The organism is Amycolatopsis sp. WAC 04197 (assembly GCF_003947475.1).
In the GTDB taxonomy this organism is placed as follows: domain Bacteria; phylum Actinomycetota; class Actinomycetes; order Mycobacteriales; family Pseudonocardiaceae; genus Amycolatopsis; species Amycolatopsis japonica.
Genome location: NZ_QHJK01000012.1, coordinates 72,941 through 94,419, shown reverse-complemented (window position 1 = coordinate 94,419; position 21,479 = coordinate 72,941). Strand labels below are relative to the sequence as shown.

At 69.5% G+C, this 21,479-nt stretch carries 21 protein-coding genes; 9 read left to right on the top strand and 12 right to left on the bottom strand.

Annotated elements, in window-relative coordinates; all coding sequences use genetic code 11:
* Positions 1-9: 9 nt before the first annotated feature.
* Positions 10-315, top strand: a complete 306-nt coding sequence (locus tag DMC64_RS36675; protein WP_037342923.1) for a hypothetical protein — start codon at positions 10-12, stop codon at positions 313-315.
* A gap of 4 nt (positions 316-319) precedes the next feature.
* Here the strand turns inward: DMC64_RS36675 and DMC64_RS36670 are convergent, their stop codons facing one another.
* Positions 320-1,564, bottom strand: coding sequence for a CdaR family transcriptional regulator (locus tag DMC64_RS36670; RefSeq protein ID WP_125737248.1), 1,245 nt, complete (start codon positions 1,562-1,564; stop codon positions 320-322).
* 89 nt (positions 1,565-1,653) lie between these two features.
* Here DMC64_RS36670 and DMC64_RS36665 point away from each other — a divergent pair, with 89 nt between their 5' ends.
* The 3 genes from DMC64_RS36665 to DMC64_RS36655 are packed head-to-tail and all read left to right on the top strand — an operon-like array spanning position 1,654 to position 4,888.
* Positions 1,654-3,147: an NAD(P)/FAD-dependent oxidoreductase gene (locus tag DMC64_RS36665; RefSeq protein WP_037342927.1), complete on the top strand. Its 1,494-nt coding sequence runs from the start codon at positions 1,654-1,656 to the stop codon at positions 3,145-3,147.
* A complete protein-coding gene (locus DMC64_RS36660) occupies positions 3,144-4,043 on the top strand; it encodes an alpha/beta fold hydrolase (RefSeq protein ID WP_125737247.1) in 900 nt (299 codons plus the stop codon). The genes DMC64_RS36665 and DMC64_RS36660 overlap by 4 nt, the downstream gene beginning before the upstream one ends.
* On the top strand, positions 4,040-4,888 hold the full coding sequence (locus DMC64_RS36655) for an SDR family oxidoreductase (protein WP_125737246.1): 849 nt from the start codon (positions 4,040-4,042) through the stop codon (positions 4,886-4,888). Before DMC64_RS36660 ends, DMC64_RS36655 begins: the two co-directional genes overlap by 4 nt.
* Here DMC64_RS36655 and DMC64_RS36650 read toward each other — a convergent pair.
* The 3 genes from DMC64_RS36650 to DMC64_RS36640 all read right to left on the bottom strand — a co-directional run bounded on the left by DMC64_RS36650 (position 4,885) and on the right by DMC64_RS36640 (position 8,191).
* On the bottom strand, positions 4,885-5,529 hold the full coding sequence (locus tag DMC64_RS36650; protein ID WP_233629942.1) for a TetR/AcrR family transcriptional regulator: 645 nt from the start codon (positions 5,527-5,529) through the stop codon (positions 4,885-4,887). The genes DMC64_RS36655 and DMC64_RS36650 overlap by 4 nt on opposite strands.
* 87 nt (positions 5,530-5,616) lie before the next feature.
* Complete coding sequence (locus tag DMC64_RS36645) at positions 5,617-6,927, bottom strand: lipase family protein (protein ID WP_037342933.1); 1,311 nt, start codon at positions 6,925-6,927, stop codon at positions 5,617-5,619.
* An 88-nt stretch (positions 6,928-7,015) separates the two neighbouring features.
* Positions 7,016-8,191: an MFS transporter gene (locus DMC64_RS36640; protein ID WP_125737244.1), complete on the bottom strand. Its 1,176-nt coding sequence runs from the start codon at positions 8,189-8,191 to the stop codon at positions 7,016-7,018.
* 54 nt (positions 8,192-8,245) lie between these two features.
* Here DMC64_RS36640 and DMC64_RS36635 point away from each other — a divergent pair, with 54 nt between their 5' ends.
* The gene (locus tag DMC64_RS36635) at positions 8,246-8,989 is read left to right on the top strand and encodes a helix-turn-helix transcriptional regulator (RefSeq protein ID WP_125737243.1); all 744 of its coding nucleotides are present in this window, start codon (positions 8,246-8,248) and stop codon (positions 8,987-8,989) included.
* Positions 8,990-9,043: 54 nt separating this feature from the next.
* On the opposite strand, the gene DMC64_RS36630 is transcribed toward DMC64_RS36635, so the two are convergent.
* Entirely contained in the window at positions 9,044-10,201 is a 1,158-nt protein-coding gene (locus tag DMC64_RS36630; protein ID WP_125737242.1) for a thioester domain-containing protein, read from the bottom strand.
* Positions 10,202-10,527: 326 nt separating this feature from the next.
* Between DMC64_RS36630 and DMC64_RS36625 the strand changes: the two genes are divergently transcribed.
* Together DMC64_RS36625 and DMC64_RS36620 are read left to right on the top strand one after the other, a co-directional pair.
* Positions 10,528-11,712, top strand: coding sequence for a sorbosone dehydrogenase family protein (locus DMC64_RS36625; protein WP_125737241.1), 1,185 nt, complete (start codon positions 10,528-10,530; stop codon positions 11,710-11,712).
* Between the two features lie 118 nt (positions 11,713-11,830).
* Entirely contained in the window at positions 11,831-13,087 is a 1,257-nt protein-coding gene (locus DMC64_RS36620) for an SON protein (RefSeq protein ID WP_233629941.1), read from the top strand.
* 67 nt (positions 13,088-13,154) lie between these two features.
* Here the strand turns inward: DMC64_RS36620 and argG are convergent, their stop codons facing one another.
* Entirely contained in the window at positions 13,155-14,603 is a 1,449-nt protein-coding gene (gene argG / locus DMC64_RS36615; RefSeq protein WP_037342945.1) for an argininosuccinate synthase, read from the bottom strand.
* Between the two features lie 107 nt (positions 14,604-14,710).
* On the opposite strand from argG, the gene DMC64_RS36610 reads away from it, so the two are divergent.
* Both DMC64_RS36610 and DMC64_RS36605 read left to right on the top strand, forming a co-directional pair.
* Positions 14,711-16,261, top strand: coding sequence for a molybdopterin-dependent oxidoreductase (locus DMC64_RS36610; RefSeq protein ID WP_199755212.1), 1,551 nt, complete (start codon positions 14,711-14,713; stop codon positions 16,259-16,261).
* A gap of 88 nt (positions 16,262-16,349) precedes the next feature.
* Entirely contained in the window at positions 16,350-17,027 is a 678-nt protein-coding gene (locus DMC64_RS36605; RefSeq protein WP_125737240.1) for a fasciclin domain-containing protein, read from the top strand.
* 59 nt (positions 17,028-17,086) lie between these two features.
* On the opposite strand, the gene DMC64_RS36600 is transcribed toward DMC64_RS36605, so the two are convergent.
* From DMC64_RS36600 to DMC64_RS36575, 6 genes are all read right to left on the bottom strand, one after another.
* Entirely contained in the window at positions 17,087-17,392 is a 306-nt protein-coding gene (locus DMC64_RS36600; RefSeq protein WP_125737239.1) for a hypothetical protein, read from the bottom strand.
* The gene (locus tag DMC64_RS36595) at positions 17,389-17,790 is read right to left on the bottom strand and encodes an Asp23/Gls24 family envelope stress response protein (RefSeq protein ID WP_016332541.1); all 402 of its coding nucleotides are present in this window, start codon (positions 17,788-17,790) and stop codon (positions 17,389-17,391) included. Before DMC64_RS36595 ends, DMC64_RS36600 begins: the two co-directional genes overlap by 4 nt.
* Positions 17,780-18,346 (bottom strand): Asp23/Gls24 family envelope stress response protein, encoded by a 567-nt coding sequence (locus DMC64_RS36590; protein WP_125737238.1) that lies wholly within the window; start codon positions 18,344-18,346, stop codon positions 17,780-17,782. Before DMC64_RS36590 ends, DMC64_RS36595 begins: the two co-directional genes overlap by 11 nt.
* A complete protein-coding gene (locus DMC64_RS36585; protein WP_037342956.1) occupies positions 18,337-18,918 on the bottom strand; it encodes an RNA polymerase sigma factor in 582 nt (193 codons plus the stop codon). The genes DMC64_RS36590 and DMC64_RS36585 overlap by 10 nt, the downstream gene beginning before the upstream one ends.
* 156 nt (positions 18,919-19,074) lie before the next feature.
* Positions 19,075-20,238: an FAD-dependent monooxygenase gene (locus DMC64_RS36580; RefSeq protein ID WP_125737237.1), complete on the bottom strand. Its 1,164-nt coding sequence runs from the start codon at positions 20,236-20,238 to the stop codon at positions 19,075-19,077.
* 58 nt (positions 20,239-20,296) lie between these two features.
* Positions 20,297-21,442 carry a CaiB/BaiF CoA-transferase family protein gene (locus tag DMC64_RS36575; RefSeq protein WP_125737236.1) on the bottom strand — a complete coding sequence of 382 codons (1,146 nt, stop codon included), beginning with the start codon at positions 21,440-21,442 and terminating at the stop codon, positions 20,297-20,299.
* Between the last annotated feature and the right edge of the window lie 37 nt (positions 21,443-21,479).

Genomic DNA, 21,479 nt, shown 5'->3' with positions numbered 1-21,479 from the left:
GGAGGCCCCATGGAGCTGACGATCAACGCCGCCGGCGACGAACAAGCGCTGACCGAGTTCTACAGCTGGCTCCGCGAAGACGCCGACGTGACGCGGTCCGCGACGCTCAGCCTCGCCGGGGCACGGAACCCCGATGTCTTCGAGGTCATCTGCATGTCCATCGGCTCCCTGACCGGACTGGCGAACCTGGGGATCGCCTGGGGCAACTTTCTTCGCTCCCGCAAGGAAACACCGCCGTTCACCATCACGGTCGAGGGCGAGCTGACGGCGGAACAACGCGCCATGATCCGGAACCTCGACCTGCCATTGTCGTGACGGCTCAAGCCCCGCTTCCCAGCCACCGCAACGTTTCCAGCGCCACGGCCACGTCCACCGCGTTCTCCGCCAACGGCCGGGGGAGCAGTTCGTCGGCCCGCGCCAGCCGCCGGACGACGGTGTTGCGGTGCGTGTAGAGCCGTTCCGCGGTCCGCGTGGTGTTGCCCAGTTCGTGCACGTAGGTCCGCACGGTCTCCCGGGTCTCGGCGTCGGCGTGCCGGAGTTCGCCGAGGGTGTCGGCGATGAACTCGCCCGCCTGCGCCGGATCACCGGTGAGCAGCACGAGCAGCTGGATGTCCTGGTACCGCGCGATCTGCTGCGGCGAGGTGAGCCGGGCGAGCATCCGCTGGGTGGCGGCGGCGTCCAGATGGCTGCGGCGGAAGCCGTCGATCCCGCTGCCGGGCCGCCCCAGTGCGACCCTGACGTCGGGATGCGGCGCGAGGTCTTCGGCGAGCCGGTCCGTGCGCGGCGGCGTCCGGCCGGGCAGCCAGACCCACAACGCGGCGGCGCTCGCGACGACGGTCAGCCGGTGTGAGGCGCCGCTGGCCCGCATGAGCGTTTCCGCGGCGGTTTCGAGCTGTTGTGACGACGGGGTGACCGAGCCACTCCAGACGATCGCGGCCGTATGCGGGCCGGCGAGCGGGTAGCCGAGCTGGGCTTCGGCGCGCGAGCGGCTGATGGGCGCGCCTTCCAGCAGCAACGTGACCGTCGCCCGCCGTTCGGCGTGGGCGCCGCGGGTCAGTTCCGTGCGTTCGGCGGCCATCCGTTCCGACACCGCGGCGACGGTGTCCTCGATGAACGTGGTGATGGACAGCGACGAGACGTCGAGCAGTTCGCGGAGCAGGACCGGATCCGACGTGAGGTCGAAACAGATCTCGATCCACCGGCGCCAGGCCACTCCTTGCGCCCGCCGGTAGGCGTCGAGGCCGCCGGAGTCGAAGCCGCGGCGCACCATGTCGCGGGCGCCGTCGAGCACTTCCTGGTTCAGGTTGGCGGAGACGCGTTTGCCGGGATGCTGCACGTTGGCGGCCGCCCAGTGCAGCAGATTCGCCAGATTCGCGCGTTTGGTCCCCTCGGTGAGCACGGGGTCCTCGGCGACCGCGCGCATGCTGTCGCCGCCGAGGGAGGCTTCGTGCAGCTCCTCGATCCATTCGGCGCGCGGATGCAGCACGATTTCCGCGCCTCGCCGGAAGAGGTCACGGGCCTCGGGCGACAGGGTCGGCCACGGCGATGCGGCACTTTGCACCATGAGTGCAGCATGATGGTGCAGATAGTGCTAGCGCAACTCCACGTCCGCCCCGCATCGTGGAGGGAACCGAGACGAGGCTGGAGTACCGCATGACGACGAGCACACCCGTCGAGCACCTCGACGTGGTCATCATCGGTGCCGGGATTTCCGGGATCGGGGCCGCGCGCTACCTGAAGACCGAGAACCCGGGCAAGACGTTCGCCATCCTGGAGGCCCGCGGCACGTCCGGCGGCACCTGGGACCTGTTCCGCTACCCGGGTATCCGCTCCGACTCCGACCTCCACACCTTCGGCTACGAGTTCAAACCGTGGCGGGACAAGCAGTCGATCGCCGACGCGCCCCGGATCCTGTCGTACCTGCGCGAGACGATCGCCGAGAACGGCATCGAGCCCAGCATCCGCTACCACCACAAGCTGCTCTCGGCCGCCTGGTCGAGTGACGAGGCGCGCTGGCTGCTGGAGATCGAGCGGACCGACACCGGCGAGCGCACCCGGCTCAGCGCGGGCTGGCTGTTCAACGCGGGCGGCTACTACCGCTACGACGAGGGCTTCACCCCGCGCTTCGAAGGCCGCGACCGCTTCGCCGGCACGATCGTGCACCCGCAACACTGGCCGGAGGACCTCGACTACGCGGGCAAACGCGTCGTCGTGATCGGCAGCGGCGCCACCGCGGTCACCCTGATCCCGGCGATGGCGGGCACCGCGGCGCACGTGACGATGCTGCAGCGCACCCCGACGTACGTGATGCCGGTGCCGCGCGAGGACAAGATCGCGAACGGCCTGCGCAAGATCCTCGGCGACGAGCGGGCGTACGCGTTGACACGCCGCAAGAACATCCGCAAGGGACTGGCGGTCTGGCAGTTCTGCCAGAAGTTCCCGAAGACCGCCCGCGGCCTCATCCGGTACGTCAACAAGAAGCAGCTTCCCAAGGACTATCCGGTCGACGAGCACTTCAACCCGCCGTACGACCCGTGGGACCAGCGGCTGTGCGCGGTGCCCGGCGGCGACCTGTTCGCCGCGATCCGCAAGGGGCAGGCCGACGTCGTCACCGACAAGATCAAGACGTTCACCGAGAAGGGGATCCTGCTCGAATCCGGGCGCGAGCTGGAGGCGGACATCATCGTCACCGCCACCGGCCTGAACCTGCAGGTGTTCGGCGGGGCGAAGTTCAGCGTCGACGGCAAGCCGGTGGTCCTGTCGGAAACGGTCGCGTACAAGGGAATGATGCTCTCGGACGTGCCGAACGTCGCTTTCGCGATCGGGTACACGAACTCGTCGTGGACGCTCAAGATCGGCCTGCTGTGCGAGCACTTCTGCCGCCTGCTGACGCATATGGACACCCACGGCTACGACGTCTGCCGCCCCGTCCTCGCCGATCCGGACATGCCGACGAAGCCGTTCCTGGACTTCGCCGCCGGATACGTGCAGCGCGCGCTCGACCAGCTCCCGCGTCAGGGTGACCGCATGCCGTGGCTGACTTCGATGAGCTACCACTCGGACATCAAACTGCTGCGCGCGGACGACATCACCGATCCCGAGCTGCACTTCTCCCGCGCCAAGGTTCGTGAGGCGGTGGGCTCGTGACCGACAGCTTCGCCGACCTCCCCGGCGGCCCGCGGCTCTGCTACCGCGAGGACGGCCCGGCCGACGGGGTGCCGCTGGTGCTGATCGCCGGCCTCGGCCTGGACCTCACGTCGTGGCCGCGGGAAATGATCGACGGTTTCACCCGCCGCGGCTTCCGTGTCATCCGGTTCGACAATCGGGACGCGGGTTGTTCGGATCGCATCAAGGCGCCGAACCCGGGCAAACTCCGGCAACTGCTGGCCAAACCGCTGCCGGGCGCGTACGACCTGGGCGACATGGCGGCGGACACCGTCGGCCTGCTGGACCACCTGGGCATCGAGAAGACGCATCTGGTCGGCATGTCGATGGGCGGCATGATCGCCCAGACCGTCGCCGCCCGGAACCCCGGCCGCGTCCTGTCGCTGACGTCGATCTTCTCCACCACCGGACATCGCCGCGTCGGGCAGCCCGCGAAGTCGACGTTGGTGCGCATGGCGAGGCGGCCCGCTCAGACGGTCGAGGAGTCCGTGGTCGGGCACCTGTCGCTCATGGGCCACCTCGGTTCGGCCTCGTTCCCGCTGGACAAGGACGTCGAAACGGCCTGGGCCGAGGGACTGTGGGAACGCGCCGGGGGACGGCGCGCCCGCAGCGGTATCGCCCGCCAGATCGGCGCGATCCAGGCCAGCGGCGACCGCACCGCCGAACTCGCCCGTATCACCTGCCCGACGGTCGTGGTCCACGGCGACACCGACCGGATGGTCCACCACAGCGGCGGCCGCGCGACCGCCAAGGCCATCAGCGGTGCTCGCTACGTCGAAATCCCCGGAATGGGGCACCACATCGCCCCGGATCTGGTGGAGCGGCTCGTCGAGCTCACCGCCGAAGTGGCCCTCGACCCGGCAGGAGAAACCCGATGAGCGGCGTTCGCGGGAAGGTCGCCGTCGTCACCGGCGCCGGTTCCGGCATCGGCCGTCAGCTGGCGCTCGAACTCGCCCGGCGCGGAGCGCGGCTCGCGGTGTCCGATGTGGACGAAGGCGGACTCGCCGAGACCGTCGCCGAGGTCAAGGCCCTCGGCGCGGAAGTGCAGGGCGCCGCACTGGACGTCAGCGACCGGGCGGCCGTGCAGGAGTACGCGACCACCGTCGCCGGGCAATTCGGTGTGGTGCACCAGATCTACAACAACGCGGGGATCGCGGGCGGCGGGCAGACCGTGCTCGACGCCGAATGGGAGCTGTACGACCGCACGCTCGCGGTCAACCTCTTCGGCGTCATCAACGGCACCAAGGCGTTCCTGCCGCATCTGATCGACTCCGGTGACGGCCAGGTCGTGAACGTCTCCAGCCTCAACGGTTTCATGGCCCAGCCGACGCTCAGCGCCTACTGCGCCAGCAAGTTCGGCGTCCGCGGGTTCACCGAAGCGCTGCGCACGGAGATGATCGCGGGCAGGCATCCGGTGCGGGTCACGGTCGTCCACCCGGGCGGCGTCAAGACCGGCATTGCCTCGGCCGCGCTGAAGGAAGCCGAGGCGCGCGGTATCGAGCCCACCGCCGAACAGCGGGAACGCGTCCGCGTGTACAACGAGAAACTGCTGAAGATGCCGGCGGATCAGGCCGCCCGCATCATCGTCGACGGGGTCGAGGCGGGGAAACCGCGGGTACTCGTCGGAAACGACGCGAAACTGGTCGACCGGCTCGTCCGGTTGCTCCCGCGGCGGTATCCGAAACTGATCGTCGACTTCGAACGGCGGCGCCTCGCCCGCTAGCCCTCGACGCTCCGATGCCCGAACAGGCCGAGCAGCCAGGTGTAACGGACGGCTTCGCGTGCCTGGTCGTAGGCGTCCGGAGTGCCGATCCAGATGGCCTGCGTGATCAGCTCGATGGTGGCGGCGACGACCGTCCGCGCGGTGAACGGCGGCGGTGACGGCAGCGCGGGATCGGTGGCGCGCAACCATTCCGCCGTGCGGTCGAAGACGGCTTCCCCGGCACGCAAGGTCTTCTCGCGTGCTTCGAGCCCCGCGCCGCCGAGCGCGTAGATCTCCAGCAGCGCGGCGCGGACCGCGGTAGGACGCCGATGCACGTAGTCGACGAGGAAATCGCAGCAGACGGCGACGGCGTCCAGCGGTGTCGCGGCCTCGGCACCCGCGGCGACGCCCTGCGTGATGAACTCGGTGGTGATCTCGCGATAGGCGGCGAGGAACGCGTCCTGTTTACCGGTGAACTGCTCGTAGAACGAGGTCCGTGACACGCCCGCCGTGGCGGTGATGTGGCCGACGGTGGTGGCGACGTAGCCGCGTTTGCCGGTGTTCTCCAGAACCGCGTCGATCAGCCGGGCCCGCTGGGTTCCGGCGACCTCGTCGCGGCTGAGGTTGTGCGGCCCCTTCGGCAGCTTGCGGTGCTCGGTCACGTGCGGCACCGTACCGGTCCCCGAAATCCGTGAAGGCCTCCTTCCCTACCTTGAGAGTAGGGAAGGAGGCCTTCACGGACCGAGCGGTCAGCTGACCGGCACCTCCGGGGCGAGGGAGTTGCCGGGCGCGATCTTCCCGCAGCTGGACGGCGCGGTCTTGCCCGCGAACCGGTCGTTGAGCCAGCCGATGGCCTGCGGCGCCCAGGCGGCGGCCGCCCCGACGTGGCTCAGCAGGTCGTACTGGTCGTACTTGATCGACTTGTTGCCGGTGTCGCAGTACTGCCGGGCGAGCGAGCGCACGTCACCGGCGACCATCACGCCGTCACCGGTCCCGATCCCCGGCGGGTTGCCGAAAGTGCCTTCCACGACACCGTTGTTGCCCTGCGCGATGTAGCCGGGCACGGTCGGCGTCGGCGCGGAACCGAGGTTGATCTTGTTCACGGCCTCGACGTACGGCAGCACCTTGTTCGGGTTCGTGTACTCGGGTTTGACGAATTTCTCCCACGTCAGCCCGGGATAGCGGCCGAGCGCGTCGACGATCGACGCCTTCTCCATGTCCTTGAGCACCTGGAGCCCGTACGAATTCGCGTACGGCTTGAGGTCGATGTCGAAAGACCGCGAGACGCCGATGAGCGCCATCGGGATGACCCCGGTCCACGCGACACTGCCGTTGACGTATTTGAGATTGTGCGACGGTTTGACGAGCACTCCGCCTTCGGTGAAACCGACGAGGTTCTTGTTGACCTCGGGCGCGTAATCCGGCGCGAGCGCGGCCGCCCAGCCGGTCGCGATGGCGCCACCCGAATAGCCGATGAGCCCGAACCGGGTCTTGTCGTTCATTCCCGTCCCCGGCGACCTCGTCGCGGCGCGGATGGAATCGAGCGTGTTCTTCCCGTATTCCGGCCCGGCGGCGAAGTTCGCCTTCTGGCCTTCGGTGTCGGGGATGACGACGTTGTAGCCCAGTAGCAGCGCGGGGGCGATGAACAGCGACTCCGCGTTGGCGATCAGGCCGCCGAGCGAGACGTCGCCGGCGATCGCCCTCGACGGGCCGTGCTCGGGATTCAGCGAATCGTAGAACGATTGGTACGAAACGGCTTTGGTGCTGTCGCCGGTGAGGCTGCGCAGCACCGAGGTGACGTTGGCGGACGGCTTCCCCTGCGCGTCGGTGGACCGGTAGAGCAACTGGGTCACCTTGAGCGGCGTGGAAATGCCGAGGACGTGGTAATTGAGCGTCCGGGTCTTCAAAACGGTCCCGGGGCTGTACGAAGACAACGGTTCGCTGCCGTCGTAGCTGTAGAACGGGTCGGTGGCGGGGGCGGCGGAGGCGGCGGGCGCGGCGGCGAAACCGACGATGAGGGCGATCGCGACGGCCAGCAGACGAGCGGGCTTTCGGGTCATGACTCCCCTTTGAATCATGAAGTGGATCACGTTTGGATTCCCGGAACCTACCAGCCGGTAACCGATGATGTACAGGGCCGTACACCATTTACTGTCGCGACATTGACTTTTCTTCCGTTCCCGTTTGGACGGAGCACGGCTCGGACAGGGTGCGGGTTGTGATCCAGCACAAAAGCGGCAGTGCGATCAACGGAATCAAGGCCGTTCGCAGAGAGGTGTGGTCGGCGACCGTTCCGATGACGGGACTCGCGAGACCGCCGATGCTGACCGTCAGGCCAAGCGTGACGCCGCTGGCGGTGCCGACCCGCGTGGGGAGGTAATCCTGGGAGAGGGTGATCTGGAGTGAGAACGGGACGTACAGGCTCACCGCGGTCAGCAGGACGAAGGCGAAGAAGGCCGGGCCCGGCACGAACACGACTCCCGCGACCGTGCCGACGGTGGCCAGATACGACCAGCGGATCACGGTGACCCGGCCCCGGCGTCCGGCCAGCCTGCTTCCCAGCAGAGTGCCCACGGCGCCGCCGACATAGAGCAGGAACAGGGCGGCGCTGCCCGTCGTCGTGCCGCCGCCGGTCCGCTGCTGGGCGTAGAGGGAGACGAACGTGCTCAGCCCGACGAACACGATCGAGCGGAAGACGACCGCCGCCGACAGTTTCGCGAACGACCTCCAGTCGTCGACGCCGACGGCGTCCGATCGCGAGCCGCCGGCGCCGGCCTTCCGCGTGAGGGCGCGCAGCACGGGAAGGCAGAGCACGGATCCCACCAGCGCGGGAACGACGAGCAGCGGCGACATCCGGAGCCCGCCCAGCGCCATGACCGCGGCGACGAGGACGGGTGCGGCGGCGAACCCGACGTTCCCGCCGAGGGAGAACCAGCCCATGGCCGTATGCCCTCCGCCGCTCGCGATCCTCGCGACCCGTGCGGCTTCGGGGTGGTAGGCGGCCACGCCGATTCCCGACAGGGCGACGAAAGCGAGCGTCAGCGCGTACGAGTCGACCAGCCCGCCGAGCCCGATCCCGAGGCCGCCGAGGAGGGTGGCCGACGGCAGCAGCCACGGCATCGCCCAGCGATCGGTCAGCGCGCCGAACAACGGCTGCGCCACCGACGAAAGCAGCGACGCGGCGAGCACGATTCCCGACACCGCCGCGTATCCGTAGGCGCGTTCGGCCGCGAAGAACGGCACCAGCGCGGCGACCGAACCCTGATACACATCCACACACGCGTGCCCGGCCGAGAGCAGGGCGATCGCTTTGATCTTCGGCATCCCGTCATGCTCGTCGCGGGCACCGGTGGCGCGCTTCCGATAAAATGACAAACGATGACGGAAATCCGCCACCTGCCCGCGGCGCCGACCCAGGTCCGCTCCCTGGCCTCCGGCACGATCGTCGACGCGCATCGCCACGACGAGCATCAAGTCGTCTACGCGGCCCGTGGCGTCCTGGCCATCACGACCGACAAGGGTTCCTGGGTCGCGCCGGCCACCAGGGCGATCTGGGTGCCCGCCGGGACCGTGCACGCCCACCAGGCGCACGGCGACCTCGAACTCCGGCTGGTCGGCCTGCCCGCCACGGTGAACCCGTTGCGGCTGAACGAACCGAGCGTGCTGGCCGTCGGCCCGCTCCTGCGCGAACTCATCCGCGCGTACACGGATCCGCCGCGCGACGACACCCCGGAACGCCGCCGGCTGCGCGCGGTCCTGCTCGATCAGCTGCGCGCCTCGCCGCAGCAACCCTTGCACCTGCCGACGCCGGACGACCCGCGGCTGCGCGCACTGTGCGAAATCCTCAGCGCCGATCCCGCCGACAACCGGACACTGGCCGCCCTCGGCGCTCTGGTCGGGGCCAGTGACCGAACGCTGGCCCGGCTCTTCAAGGCCGATCTCGGCATGACGTTCCCGCAGTGGCGCACGCAGTTGCGGCTCTACCGCGCTTTGGTCCTCCTGGCCGAGGACACTCCGGTGACCGCGGTGGCGCATGCCTGCGGCTGGTCGTCGACGAGCGCGTTCATCGACGTCTTCCGCCGCGCTTTCGGGCACACGCCGGGCACGCACTACGACCGGTGAACGCGAAAGCGGGGCCGGTCCACAATGGACCGGCCCCGCTTCGTCGTTCGCTTCTTACGCCTCGCTACGGCGACGGCGCACCAGCAGCACCATCAGCACACCCGCGCCGAGGAGCGCGCCGCCGATGACCAGCGGCATGGTCGCGGAGGCGCCGGTGTTGGCCAGCTCGTTGCCGCCACCCGACTCGGCGCCACCGGGGGTGGTGGGCGCCGGGGTGTCGGTGGCGGGGGCGCCGCCCTGCTTCCAGGTCGCGGTCGCGTTCGCGACGACCGAGGTCTTCTCGGACTCCGCCACGATCAGGGACTGGGCGGGCACCTTCGCGTAGTTCTCGCTGACGAACAGGCGGCCGGTGTCGAGGTGGCCGCTGACCTTCAGCGCGAACGAGCCGTTGCCGTCCTTGGCGTCCTTGGGGACGTCGACGTAGACCTTGGTGCCGTCCTTGACGTCGGCGGCCTTGATCTCCTTGCCGTCGGCGTCGGTGACCTTGACGCCCTCGGGCAGCTTGCTCGTCAGCTCGGTGATGTCACCGCTGGTGGCGATGCTGAACGGACCGATCCGGGAACCGGTCGCGCCCGAGGCCTTGGCCGGGCCGATGTCGAGGGTGGGCTTCGGCTGCTGGCCGATGCCGACGTTGTCCTTGCCGACGAGGTAGTCGTAGACGGCCAGCACGTCGGCGGAGTCTTCCGCGGCCGCGCCCGAAATCGGCTCCGCGCGCTTCAGGTCCTTGCCGTCACTGAAGTGCCAGACCGCGGCCTGGGTCGCGGTGATGGCCTCCTTGACGGAAAGGCCGCCGTTGAGCTTGACGTCGCTCTTGCCCAGCGTGGCTTCGAGAGCCTTCGCCGAGGCCGCCGGGTAGCCGTGGTGCAGCACCCAGTTGATCTTCTCGTTGTTCTTGTTGAACGGCGAGGCGGTGTCCGGGTACTTGTTCCACGGGCGCTCGATCATGTCCTGATCGGTGCGCATGCCGACCTCGACCTGCACGCAGTACATCTTGAGCTTGCTGCCGTCCGACAGCTTCAGCGTGAACAGCACCGTGTCGGCGTGCTTCCCGCCTTCGAAGTTCACCTTGAAACCGCCGGTGCCGGCGTCACCGTCGACCCGGCCGCGCGCCGCGCCGTCGTCGGCGAGGGCGGCCGGAGCGGCCATCGTCAGCGCGACGGCCGCGGTGGCCACCGCGATCCCGCCGCGAACCAGAACTGACCTGCCGTGCATGTGTCTCCCATCCGGATACGGACCACGAATGCCAGCGCCGCGTGCGACCACAGGCCCCGACCGCAACGGCTCGCCCGAACGGGGGATGAACAATCCCATCGAGCGAGAGCGGAGCATACAGAGGTCATACATGTGGCTACTCAGGGGTATGGCCGATGTCCGGATTGCCCCGAAAGAAGGGTGAACGCCAAGAGAATGATCTTGGGCGAGTAGATGACGGGATCCGAGGGAAAGAAACCAACGAAAACCTCGCGGATGGAGGTACCGCCGCTCCGCCGACCGCTGTTGAATTGGACCAGACCATTCACTGGCGATTGGAGTCCTTCATGACGCGACGGCACCTCCGCCGGGGGTTGTCCCTGGTGGCCGGGCTCGCCTTGGCCGGGGCGCTGCTCCCGGCCGCGAGCAGCGCGGAGACCCAGGAAGCGCGGGGTGTTCCGCTCGGCGAGCTGACCGCCACGGCGACCAAGGTCGCGTCCGGGCTGGTGAACCCGACCGCGATCACGGCGCTCGACGACGGGAGCGGCCGGATCCTCATCGTGGAGAAACGAGGGGTCGTCCGGGCTTACCACCCCAGGACGGGACTCGCCGCCAAACCGGTCCTCGACATCAGCGACAAGGTGAACGGCGCGGACGTGGAACGTGGGCTGCTCGGGCTCGCGATCGCCAAGGACCGGCGCGCGTACGTCGCGTACACCCGCAAGTCCGACAGCGCGGTGACGTTGTCCCGCGTCCGGTTCGACACCGGTGAGCTCACCGAGCTGATCACCCAGCCGCACGCCGAGTTCCCCAACCACAACGGCGGCGAGCTGGCGTTCGGCCCGGACGGCTACCTGTACTGGGGGATCGGCGACGGCGGCGGAGGCGGCGATCCGCTGGCCAGCGGGCAGCGGCTGGACACGCTGCTGGGCAAGATCCTGCGCGTCGACGTCAACCGCGCGTGCCGTCCGCTGAAGTACTGCGTGCCGCCGGGCAACCCGTTCGTCGGCGTCGCGGGCGCGCGGGCGGAGATCTGGTCGTACGGACTGCGCAATCCCTGGCGGTTCTCCTTCGACCCGGCCGACGGCTCGCTGTGGATCGGCGACGTCGGCCAGGGCCGGTTCGAGGAGGTCGACCACCTCGCCAAGGGCAAGGGCGGCGCGAACTTCGGCTGGTCCTGCAAGGAGGGGCCGGTCGTCTTCGACGAGACGCGGTGCAAGGAGGGCGTGACCTACACCGAGCCGGTCTTCCACTACATCTCCGGCGCGGAGGGCTGCGCGGTGATCGGCGGGCACGTCTACCGCGGCCGGAAGTACGCCTCGCTGGCGGGCGGGACCTATCTCGCCACCGACTTCTGCCAGGGAACGGCCTGGGCCGTCCGCAAGAAGGCCGACGGCACTTATGAAAGCGCCAAGATCGGCCAGTTCCCACTCGACGCCACCACGTTCGGCACCGATCAGAACGGCGAGCTGTACCTGGCCGACGAGACGCCGGGCGGGCTGCACCGGATCTCGTTCGCGCGCAAGGGCTGAACCGGCTTCCCCTGCCGCGTCCGCCCGGCGCGGCAGGGGACCTGATCGCGTTTCATCAAGTTTTCATCCTTCCTCCATAGCTTGGGTTCGTTCGATGAATTCAGCGATGGAGGGCGACGTGGAGCAATCATTCCCACCCGGAGGCGCGCAGTGGCCGCCGCCGCAGGGCTGGGTCCCGCAACCGGTACCGGCGCCGCCCGCCCGGAAACCCCGGTGGCCGCTGTTCGCCGGGATCGCCGGGCTGGTGGTGGTGCTCCTCGCGGGTCTGACGACCTGGCTGCTGTGGCCCTCGAACGCCGGCCGTGAACCCTTCGAGCAGGCACTGGCCGGGCTTTCCTCGGCGCCCGCCGTCCGGAACAGCACCTCCGCGGTCGGCGGGATGATCGAGACGGACGTCAAGACCACGGCGTACGGCGAGACGTCCGGCACGATGTCCTTCCAGGGCAAGAAGATCGAGATCCTCGTCGTCGGCGGCAAGGTGTTCTTCAAGGCGCCCGACGGGATGCTGCCCGGGGCGTCCACGGACTCGGCCGAGGAGCTGAAGGACCGGTGGATCACCGGTGAGGACGAGCTGTTCGGCCCGGTCCTGCAGCAGTTCGAGTCCCCGGAGAAACTCGCGACCCGGTTGCGCGAGGCGCTGGAGCGGGCGGACGAGATCACCGAGGGCCCGAGTATCCGGGACGTCCCGGCGCTCAAGGCGAGCACGCCCGCCGGTGACCTGTACGTGTCGAAGGAAGCGCCGCACCGGCTTCTCCGGTACTCCGTGAAGATGCCCGGCGGCATGCCTTCCCTGCCCGGCGCGGGTTCGCGGCCGCAGCCGCCGTCGGGTGCCGGTCTCGGTGACTCCGATGTGGACGCCTTGTCACCGCAGGAGACCGACGCCGTCTACGAAGAACTGACGTCGAACACCAAGAAGCTGACCGGCGCCGTCAATACCGGTGTGCGGTTCGACATGGACGGCGCGGCGACGGTCGCGTGCAGTGCCTCGGGCTGCACGGTGACCGCGAACGTCTCGAGTTCCGCCTCGGCGAGCGGCGGGAAGGTCACCGGCCAGGTCAACGCCACGATGACCGCGAACGTCACCATCGGCGGCCGCTCGGCGGGCAGTTGCCGGAACACGGCGACGCTGCCGATGAACGGCTCCGGTTCGATCAGCTGCGTCAACGGCGGGGCCGGCGGCGTCTTCTCGGCTGTCGAGGCGGAGAAGAAGGCGGACGCGGAAGTGCGGTCGCGGGCGTCGGGCGGCGTTCCGGTCCAGTACCAGATCGAGAGCATCGCCTCGGTTTCCGTGCTGGCCGAAGCGATCGGGCAGGTCGAGATCACCCGGCTCGTGGACGAGCTGGGGCAGCGGCGGTCCCAGCTGGGCGGCAAATAAAGAAACAGCGCCGGGCGAACGGCTTCGATGCCGCGCGCCCGGCGCTTTCGCGTCCCGTCTGTTCGGGTCAGTCCGTACCGGATTCGATCGCGGCGTGGTCGAGCAGTTCGTCCTCGCCCGAGGCCTTGCCGCGCGAGGCGATCGCCTGCGCGCCACCCGCGTCCATCGCCCCGATCAGGCCGGTCGACGCGGCCTGCGCGGCGCCGATCAGCGTCGGGTGCCCGCCGCCGACCATGCCGAGCCCGGCGTACTGCTCGAGTTTGGCGCGCGAGTCCGCGATGTCGAGGTTCCGCATGGTGAGCTGGCCGATCCGGTCCACCGGGCCGAACGCCGAGTCCTCGGTGCGCTCCATGGACAGCTTGTCCGGGTGGTAGCTGAAGAACGGGCCGGTGGTGTCGAGGATCGAGTAGTCCTCGCCGCGCCGCAGCCGCAGGGTGACCTCGCCGGTGACGGCCGCGCCGACCCACCGCTGCAGCGACTCGCGCAGCATCATCGCCTGCGGGTCCAGCCAGCGGCCTTCGTACATCAGCCTGCCGAGGCGGCGGCCCTCGTTGTGGTAGCTGGCGAGGGTGTCCTCGTTGTGGATCGCGTTGACGAGCCGCTCGTACGCCGCGTGCAGCAGCGCCATGCCCGGCGCCTCGTAGATACCGCGGCTCTTGGCCTCGATGATCCGGTTCTCGATCTGGTCGGACATGCCGAGCCCGTGCCGCCCGCCGATGGCGTTGGCTTCCAGGACCAGGTCGACCGCGGTGGCGAACTCCTTGCCGTTGATCGTCACCGGGCGGCCCTGCTCGAAGCCGATCGTGACGTCCTCGGCCGCGATCTCGACCTCGGGGTCCCAGAACCGGACGCCCATGATCGGGTTCACGATCTCGATGCCGGTGTCGAGGTGCTCCAGCGACTTGGCCTCGTGCGTCGCGCCCCAGATGTTCGCGTCGGTGGAGTAGGCCTTCTCGGTGCTGTCCCGGTACGGCAGGCCGTGGGCCTGCAGCCACTCGGACATCTCCTTGCGGCCGCCGAGTTCGCTGACGAACGCGGCGTCCAGCCACGGCTTGTAGATCCGCAGGGACGGGTTCGCGAGCAGGCCGTAGCGGTAGAACCGCTCGATGTCGTTGCCCTTGAAGGTGGACCCGTCGCCCCAGATCTGGACGTCGTCCTCGAGCATCGCGCGCACCAGCAGGGTGCCGGTGACCGCGCGGCCGAGCGGGGTCGTGTTGAAGTAGGTGCGGCCGCCGTTGCGGATGTGGAAGGCGCCGCAGGACAGCGCCGCGAGACCTTCCTCGACCAGCGCGGCCTTGCAGTCGACGGCGCGCGCGATCTCGGCGCCGTAGGCCTTCGCCCGGCCCGGGACCGACGCGATGTCGGGTTCGTCGTATTGGCCGATGTCAGCGGTGTAGGTGCACGGCACTGCACCCTTCTCGCGCATCCACGCGACCGCTACCGAGGTGTCGAGGCCGCCGGAGAAGGCGATCCCGACGCGTTCGCCGACAGGCAGAGAGGTGAGTACCTTGGACATGATGGAAGTATATGCATAGGTGTGTATGACCATGCAAGCCGGGGTGAGCGGCGCAACTCGGGTGGGTGGTCGCCTGTCCGCGGGCCCGGCCGCCTCGAATACCCGGCATGGAGACTTCGCGGGCCGCTCGGCAACCACGCCTTCCCTTCTTCGGGGCGGCGCTGATCGGGGTCGTGGCCCTCGCCGCGGCCTTGGCGGCCGGCCATCTGGTGGCCGGGTTCATCAGCGCCAACGCCTCGCCGTACCTCGCGGTCGGCAACGGGGCGATCGATCTGACGCCGGTCGGGCTGAAGGATTTCGCGGTCCGCACGTTCGGCGTCTACGACAAGCTCGTGCTGCTCGGCGGGATGGCGGTGGTGATGGTGCTCGCCGCCGCCGTGGCCGGGATCGCCTCGCGCCGGTCACCCGTTCCGGGCATCGTGCTGATCGCCGCCTTCGGCCTGCTGGGCGGGCTCGCCGTGGCGCTGCGGCCCGACCTCTCGCCGGTCGCGCTGCTCGCGCCGCTGGCCAGCCTGATCGCCGGGGTGGGCGTCTTCCTCTGGCTGCATCGCCTGGCCTCGGCCACTCCCCATGCCGAGGTCGCGGGCGCGTCACGCAGGTCGGTGCTGCTGGCCGGAGCGGGTGCCGTCGTGGCCGCAGGGGCGGCGGGGGCCGGAGGTCAGCTCCTCGCAGGCACGCGAGACGCGGAGTCTTCGCGGGCGGCCGTCGGACGGCTCGTTCCCGCCGAGCCGGCGCCGCCCATTCCGGCCGACGCGGACTTCGCGAAACTCGGCACGCCGACGTTCCTCACCTCGAACCGCGACTTCTACCGCGTCGACACGGCGCTGTCGGTGCCGCAGGTCCGGGCCGAGGACTGGAGCCTCCGGCTGCACGGCATGGTGCGCGAGGAGAAACGGTTCAGCTACGACGACATCCGCGACCGGCCGCTGATCGAACGCACGATCACCATGACCTGCGTGTCCAACGAGGTCGGCGGGACGTACGTGTCCACGGCGAACTTCATCGGCGTGGACCTCGGGGACCTGCTGCGGGAGGCCGGGATCCAGCCCGGTGCCGAGCAGATCTTCTCCACCAGTGTCGACGGCTGGACCGCGGGCAGCCCGGTCGTCGCCGCGCTCGATCCGGAGCGGGGCGCGATGCTCGCGATCGGGATGAACGGGGAACCGCTGCCGGTGGAACACGGTTTTCCCGCACGCATGGTCATCCCCGGTCTCTATGGCTACGTTTCGGCGACGAAATGGGTCAAGGACCTGGAGATCACCACGTGGAAAGCGCGCCGCGCGTACTGGCTCGATCGCGGCTGGGGTGAACAGGCCCCGATCAAAACGCAATCCAGGATCGACAGTCCGAAAGGATTCGAAACGGTACCCGCCGGCAAGGTCCGGGTCTCGGGTGTCGCCTGGGCGCAGCACACCGGGATCGAGCGGGTCGAAGTCCGGCTCGGCGCGAACGGAAGCTGGTTGCCCGCAACGCTTTCCCGTGAGGTGGGGCTGAACACCTGGCGGATGTGGTGGACCGAATTCGACGTTCCGGCGGGCAGCCATCAGATCACCGTCCGGGCTGTCGACAAATCGGGTTACACCCAGACCGACGCGCGCGCCGGAACCGTCCCCGACGGGGCGACCGGCTGGCATGTCATCAGTTTCACCGCACGGTGATCGGCGTCACTCGAATGGGTGGCAATCCGATTTCACCGTGGTTCCGAATACCCGGTAAGAGTCCGAAAAACAAATGGAGTGATTTTCCGTGAGCAAGCTTCGCGTCGCAGGAATCGGTTTCACCGCGGTCACCGCGCTGGCCCTGGCCGCCTGCAGCAGCAACGACAGCGCTTCGTCCGGCAGCTCCAGCAGCGCCCCCGCGCCCGCCCCGTCCTCGTCGATGTCGGCCCCGATGTCCAGCGCCGCTTCCGGTGACGGCGTCACCACCAACGCCGACGTGTTCGGCCCGGCCTGTTCGCAGCTGCCGCAGGGCAGTGCGCCGGGTTCGCTGGACTCGATGGGCCCGCAGCCGGTCGCCAGTGCCGCCTCGACCAACCCGCTGCTGACCAAGCTGGTCGCCGCGGTGAAGGCCACCAACCTGGTGGACACGCTCAACAGCCAGCAGGCCATCACCGTGTTCGCTCCGGCGGACCCGGCCTTCGAAGCCTTGGGCGAGGCCAAGTTCAATGAACTCGCGGGCAAGCCGGACCAGCTGGCGCCGATCCTGCAGTACCACGTCGTCGGCAAGCGTTACGACGCCAAGGGCCTGGAGTCCGCCAAGTCCGTGGAGAGCCTGAACACCGCGGGCGGCCCGGTCAAGATCGAGGGCTCCGGCGAGAACATGACCGTCAACGGCGCGAAGATCCTGTGCGGCAACATCCCCACCAAGAACGCCACCGTCTTCGTCATCGACAAGGTCCTGACCCCGGGCACCAACAAGAACTAGGTCCCCACCCCGCGATCGCGGTGGCCACGCCTCACGGCGCGGCCACCGCGATCCGCGTTTCAGGGAACGAGCGCGGCGGCGTCCACATCGGTCACCACGAGCCGCAGACTCGCGTTCTCCCAAGGGGTTCCGGCCAGCACAGCGCGCAACGCGGCCCCGGCGACCTCCGTGAGCGGCGGGATCGGCACCTCCAGCGCGACCACGCGGATCTCGACGACGTTCTCGGAGATGTCGACGGCCATCACGTCGAGATCCCACGGCACCGCCGACGCGGCGGCCGTGGTCGACGGCGTGGCCGCGCGCAGCCCCGGTATCTCGCGGAGGGCGCTGAGCAACGAAGCGGTCAGTTCGGAACGTGCGGTCACAACAGTCCTCCACGGATTTCGATGTCCAAAATGGACACCGAGACGGCGGACGGGGTGAGCCCGGTCGCCTCGGTGACCGCCTTGCCCACGGCCCGCTGCACCGCCTGCGCGGTCGCGGCGGCCTGGTCCAGGCCGGAGAGCGAAAGATCGATCTCCACCCGTACGTCCGGCGGGTCGTGCTCGACGAACGCGCGGACCCCTTCCGTGGGCGCCGGTTCGAGGCCCTTGATCCGCTGCCGCGCGATCCTGGTCAGCGAACCGGCCAGCCCGCGCAGCCCGGGTTCCAGGCGTACCACGCCGGGGACCCGGGCCGCGGCGTGCGCGGCGACCGCCGCGATCACCGGTGGGGCGATCACCGTCTCGACCAGTTGCCGGGCCGGTGCTTGCTCACGCGTCATAGAGGTCCTCCACCACCAGATCGAGCCGGGCCAGGCGGAGGCCGACCCTGGCACCCGCCGCCGCGGTGACCCGCTCGCGGACGACGTCCAGCGAGTCACCGTCGAAATCATGTGCGATCGCCAGGTTCAGCTCCACGTTCACGGCCAGTGGGTCGGCGATGTCCGGTGCGGGCAGGACCCGGCAGCGCCGCGCGCGGACGCCGTCGACGGAGTCCGCGGCGAACCGCAGCACGGCCGCGACCGCCTGATCGCTCACCTGGACCTCGCCCGGCTCCGGGCTCGCCAGCGGCACCAGATCGCGACGCCGCACCTCGGCGCGGATCGCGGACATGATGCGGCCGGTGAGATCCGGCGACGGCTCGGCGTCGTCGTCGGCCAGTTCCCTGGTCAGCCCGCGCAGCACCAAGAGGCTTTCGCGAGTCGCCCGGCAGTGCGGGCAGTCGAGTTCGTGCGCGTCCGCCCGGCCCGCGTCGACCTCGTCGAGCCGTTCCCAGACCTGTTCCACATCACGGCCGCACGGCAGCAGGTAGTCGCGGGTCGCGTGGTTCATCGCCATGGCGCCATCACCTCCGCCAACTGTGCTCGTGCTCGCGCGATGCGTCCGCGCACCGCGGTGGTGGTCGCCCCGATCGCCTTCGCGATCTCCTCGTAGGAGCGACCGTGGACCTCCCGCAACAGCCAGCAGGCCCGTTGCTCGGCGGTCAGCTGATCCAGCGCCCCGGTGAGCGCCGTCATCTGCGCGCTCGTCTCGGCCGCGCGGTCCGGACGGCCCGCCGAACCGGTGGACTCCTGCTGGTCCAGCTCGACGTCGGCCACCGGCTTCCTGGCGCGGATCACGTTCAGGCACCGGTTGGTCGTCATCCGGTAGAGCCAGCCGACGAACGCCGCGTCCTCCTGCAGCTGGTCGAGCCGCCGCCAGGCGATGAGGAACACCTCCTGGACGACGTCTTCGGCGTCGCCCTTGTTCCCCAGCATCCGCAGCGCCAGCCGGTACATCGGCCCCTGGAAGCGCAGGACGAGCTGCTCGTACGCGCGGATCTCGCCGTCGCGGGCGCGCGCCACCAGCGTCGCGTCGTCCAGCACCGTTTCGCCGGCCGCGAGCGGCTCTGTTCTCGCTGAAGTCGTCATCGAGCGCACCTGTGCAGCGCCGTCATGCCGAAGCTCCCTTCACCCCACCCGGACAGGTGGTCACCCTTCAAGACACCGCTTCCCCGGAAACGTCACGCGGGAAACCCGATCCAGCCGACCACGGCACGGCGGATCGCGCACGCCGAAGCCGGGTGGTCAGCCCTGCCGGGCGAGTGCGGGGTACTCGTCGAGGGTGATGTCGGTGGCGAACCTGTCGGTCACCCACAGCATCCCGCGCAGCAGGAACCGGCGCTTGAACATCTGGTCGCGCAGTTTGATCCGCAGCGGGGTCGGCGGTGCGAGGAACGGCCCGGCGTTGGCGTTGCGGGCGATCTTGGCGTAACCACGGAACTTCTCGTCGTACCGGCGGAAGGCGAGTTCGTGGTCACCGTCCGCCGCGGCGAGTTCACCCGCGATGACGTACGCGGCCACCACGGCGAGCCCGGTGCCGAAGCCGCCCAGCGTGTTGCCGTACGCCGCGTCGCCGAGCAGCGCCACGCGGCCGGTGGAGTAACCGTCCATCGTCACCCGGGCGATCGAGTCCAGGTAGACGTCGTCCGAGCGTTTCACCATCTCCATCAGCTCGGGCAGCCGCCAGCCACCGCCCTCGAACGCGGCGGCCAGGATCTCCTTCTGCCGGCCGGTGTCGTAGCGGTCGTAGCTGATCTCGGGGGAGGCGAACACGAAGAACGCGGTCGCCTTGGGCCCGCCGGTGGCGGCCATGCGGCCGGGCTCGTTGTACATCACGGCCGGGCCACCGTCGGTTTCGTCGGTCTCGACCAGGGCGTAGTAGTGGCCGAGGTGCTGCACGTAGTCGGCTTCCGGGCCGAACGCCAGCCGTCGCACGGTCGAGTGAATGCCGTCGGCACCGAAGACGAGGTCGAACCGCCTCGGGGCTTCGCGCTCGAAGGTGACGTCGACGCCGTCGGGGGTCTCGGTCAGCGAAGTGATCGAGTCGCCGAAGACGTACTCGCAGTCCGCCGAAGTCCGGTCGTACAGGATCCGGGCCAGATCGCCGCGCCGGATCTCGACGTCGCCGCCGGTGAACTCACCGGGCAGGACGGCGAGCGGCCGCCCCTCGGCGTCGACGATGGTCTGGTCGAGTCCGCCGGTCTGCTGCCGCTCGATCTCGTCGAGGATGCCCATCCGCTCGAGCACGGCGCGGTGGGTGGCGCCCTTGAAGTCGACCGCCTGGCCACCGCTGCGGAGTTCCCGCGATCGTTCGACGACGGTGACCGCGTAGCCCTGGCGGGAGAGCCAGAAGGCGAGTGCGGGACCGGCGATGCTGGCGCCGGAGATGAGGACTGTCTTGTTCGTCATGGCAGGAGCTTCGCGGCCGGCGTTGACGAAGCGCTGACAGTCCGCTGACCGCTCCTCGTCAGCTCCAGCCGGGGAGCGGAAGGGTGAGTTGCCCAGGGGCGTCCGGCGGCGCGGTCTCGTAGCGCGGGGGTGTCGCCGACAGCCCGATCGGGTTGCGGGTCAGCCGCACGGAGGTGCCGTCGGGCCGCGGGAGATCGACCGTCGGGTTCAGGCCGAGCCGTTCGGCCAGCGCGAACGCGCCCGCGACGTCGTTGACCTCCCCGGCGGGAACGCCCGCCGCGCTCAGCTCCGCCGCCCACTCGGCCGCGGGACGCTTGCCGAAATGGTCTTCGAGCAGCGCGCGAAGGCCGGTCCGGTGCGCGACCCGTGCCGGATTGGTGGCGAACCGGCTGTCTTCCGCGAGTTCCGGCAGGCCGATGACCTCGCACAGCGCCGCGAACTGCCGGTCGTTGCCGACGGCGAGCGCGAGTTCGTGATCGGCGCAGGGGACGAGTTCGTACGGGGCGATGCTGGGATGCCGGTTGCCCATCCGCGCCGGGACCGTCCCGCCCGAGGTGTAGGCGCTGCCCTGGTTGACCAGGGCGGCGAGCAGGCTGGACAGCAGGTCGATCTCGACGCGCTGTCCCTGTCCGGTGCGGTCGCGGTGGCGCAGGGCGGCGAGGATGCCGACGCTCGCGAACAGCCCGGCCAGGACGTCGACGAGCGCGACGCCGACTTTCTGCGGTTCACCCGCGGGGTCGCCGGTGATGCTCATCAGCCCGCCGACGGCCTGGATGAGCAGGTCGTAACCGGGCAGCGTGGCGCCGCCGCCCGAGCCGAAACCCGTGACGGAGCAGAGGACGAGACCGGGGTTCGCCGCCAGCAGCACCTCCGGGCCGAGGCCGAGGCGCTCCATCACGCCCGGCCTGAAGTTCTCGACCACGACGTCGGCCTCCAGCGCGAGCGCGCGGGCGTGCGCGAGGTCGTCCGGATTCCCGAGGTCCAGCGCCACACTCGTCTTGTTCCGGTTCACCGACTGGAAGTACGTCGCCTGACCGGCCGCGTCGTAGGGCGGGCCCCAGCTGCGGGTGTCGTCGCCGGTGCCCGGCCGCTCGACCTTGATCACCGTCGCGCCGAGGTCGGCCAGCAGCATGGTGGCGAACGGGCCGGCGAGCACCCGCGAGAAGTCGAGGACGCGAAGCGGGCCGAGAGCGGTTTCGGACATGGCCCCGACCCTAAGCGGCCGCTGCCGTCCTCGAAGT

Excerpts from the sequence above, each read along its gene's own strand:
- DMC64_RS36675 (WP_037342923.1), top strand. The coding sequence starts at position 10 with ATGGAGCTGACGATCAACGCCGCCGGCGACGAACAAGCGCTGACCGAG.
- DMC64_RS36670 (WP_125737248.1), bottom strand. The coding sequence starts at position 1,564 with ATGGTGCAAAGTGCCGCATCGCCGTGGCCGACCCTGTCGCCCGAGGCC.
- DMC64_RS36665 (WP_037342927.1), top strand. The coding sequence starts at position 1,654 with ATGACGACGAGCACACCCGTCGAGCACCTCGACGTGGTCATCATCGGT.
- DMC64_RS36655 (WP_125737246.1), top strand. The coding sequence starts at position 4,040 with ATGAGCGGCGTTCGCGGGAAGGTCGCCGTCGTCACCGGCGCCGGTTCC.
- DMC64_RS36645 (WP_037342933.1), bottom strand. The coding sequence starts at position 6,927 with ATGACCCGAAAGCCCGCTCGTCTGCTGGCCGTCGCGATCGCCCTCATC.
- DMC64_RS36640 (WP_125737244.1), bottom strand. The coding sequence starts at position 8,191 with ATGCCGAAGATCAAAGCGATCGCCCTGCTCTCGGCCGGGCACGCGTGT.
- DMC64_RS36635 (WP_125737243.1), top strand. The coding sequence starts at position 8,246 with ATGACGGAAATCCGCCACCTGCCCGCGGCGCCGACCCAGGTCCGCTCC.
- DMC64_RS36630 (WP_125737242.1), bottom strand. The coding sequence starts at position 10,201 with ATGCACGGCAGGTCAGTTCTGGTTCGCGGCGGGATCGCGGTGGCCACC.
- DMC64_RS36625 (WP_125737241.1), top strand. The coding sequence starts at position 10,528 with ATGACGCGACGGCACCTCCGCCGGGGGTTGTCCCTGGTGGCCGGGCTC.
- argG (WP_037342945.1), bottom strand. The coding sequence starts at position 14,603 with ATGTCCAAGGTACTCACCTCTCTGCCTGTCGGCGAACGCGTCGGGATC.
- DMC64_RS36610 (WP_199755212.1), top strand. The coding sequence starts at position 14,711 with ATGGAGACTTCGCGGGCCGCTCGGCAACCACGCCTTCCCTTCTTCGGG.
- DMC64_RS36595 (WP_016332541.1), bottom strand. The coding sequence starts at position 17,790 with ATGACGCGTGAGCAAGCACCGGCCCGGCAACTGGTCGAGACGGTGATC.
- DMC64_RS36590 (WP_125737238.1), bottom strand. The coding sequence starts at position 18,346 with ATGGCGATGAACCACGCGACCCGCGACTACCTGCTGCCGTGCGGCCGT.
- DMC64_RS36585 (WP_037342956.1), bottom strand. The coding sequence starts at position 18,918 with ATGACGACTTCAGCGAGAACAGAGCCGCTCGCGGCCGGCGAAACGGTG.
- DMC64_RS36580 (WP_125737237.1), bottom strand. The coding sequence starts at position 20,238 with ATGACGAACAAGACAGTCCTCATCTCCGGCGCCAGCATCGCCGGTCCC.
- DMC64_RS36575 (WP_125737236.1), bottom strand. The coding sequence starts at position 21,442 with ATGTCCGAAACCGCTCTCGGCCCGCTTCGCGTCCTCGACTTCTCGCGG.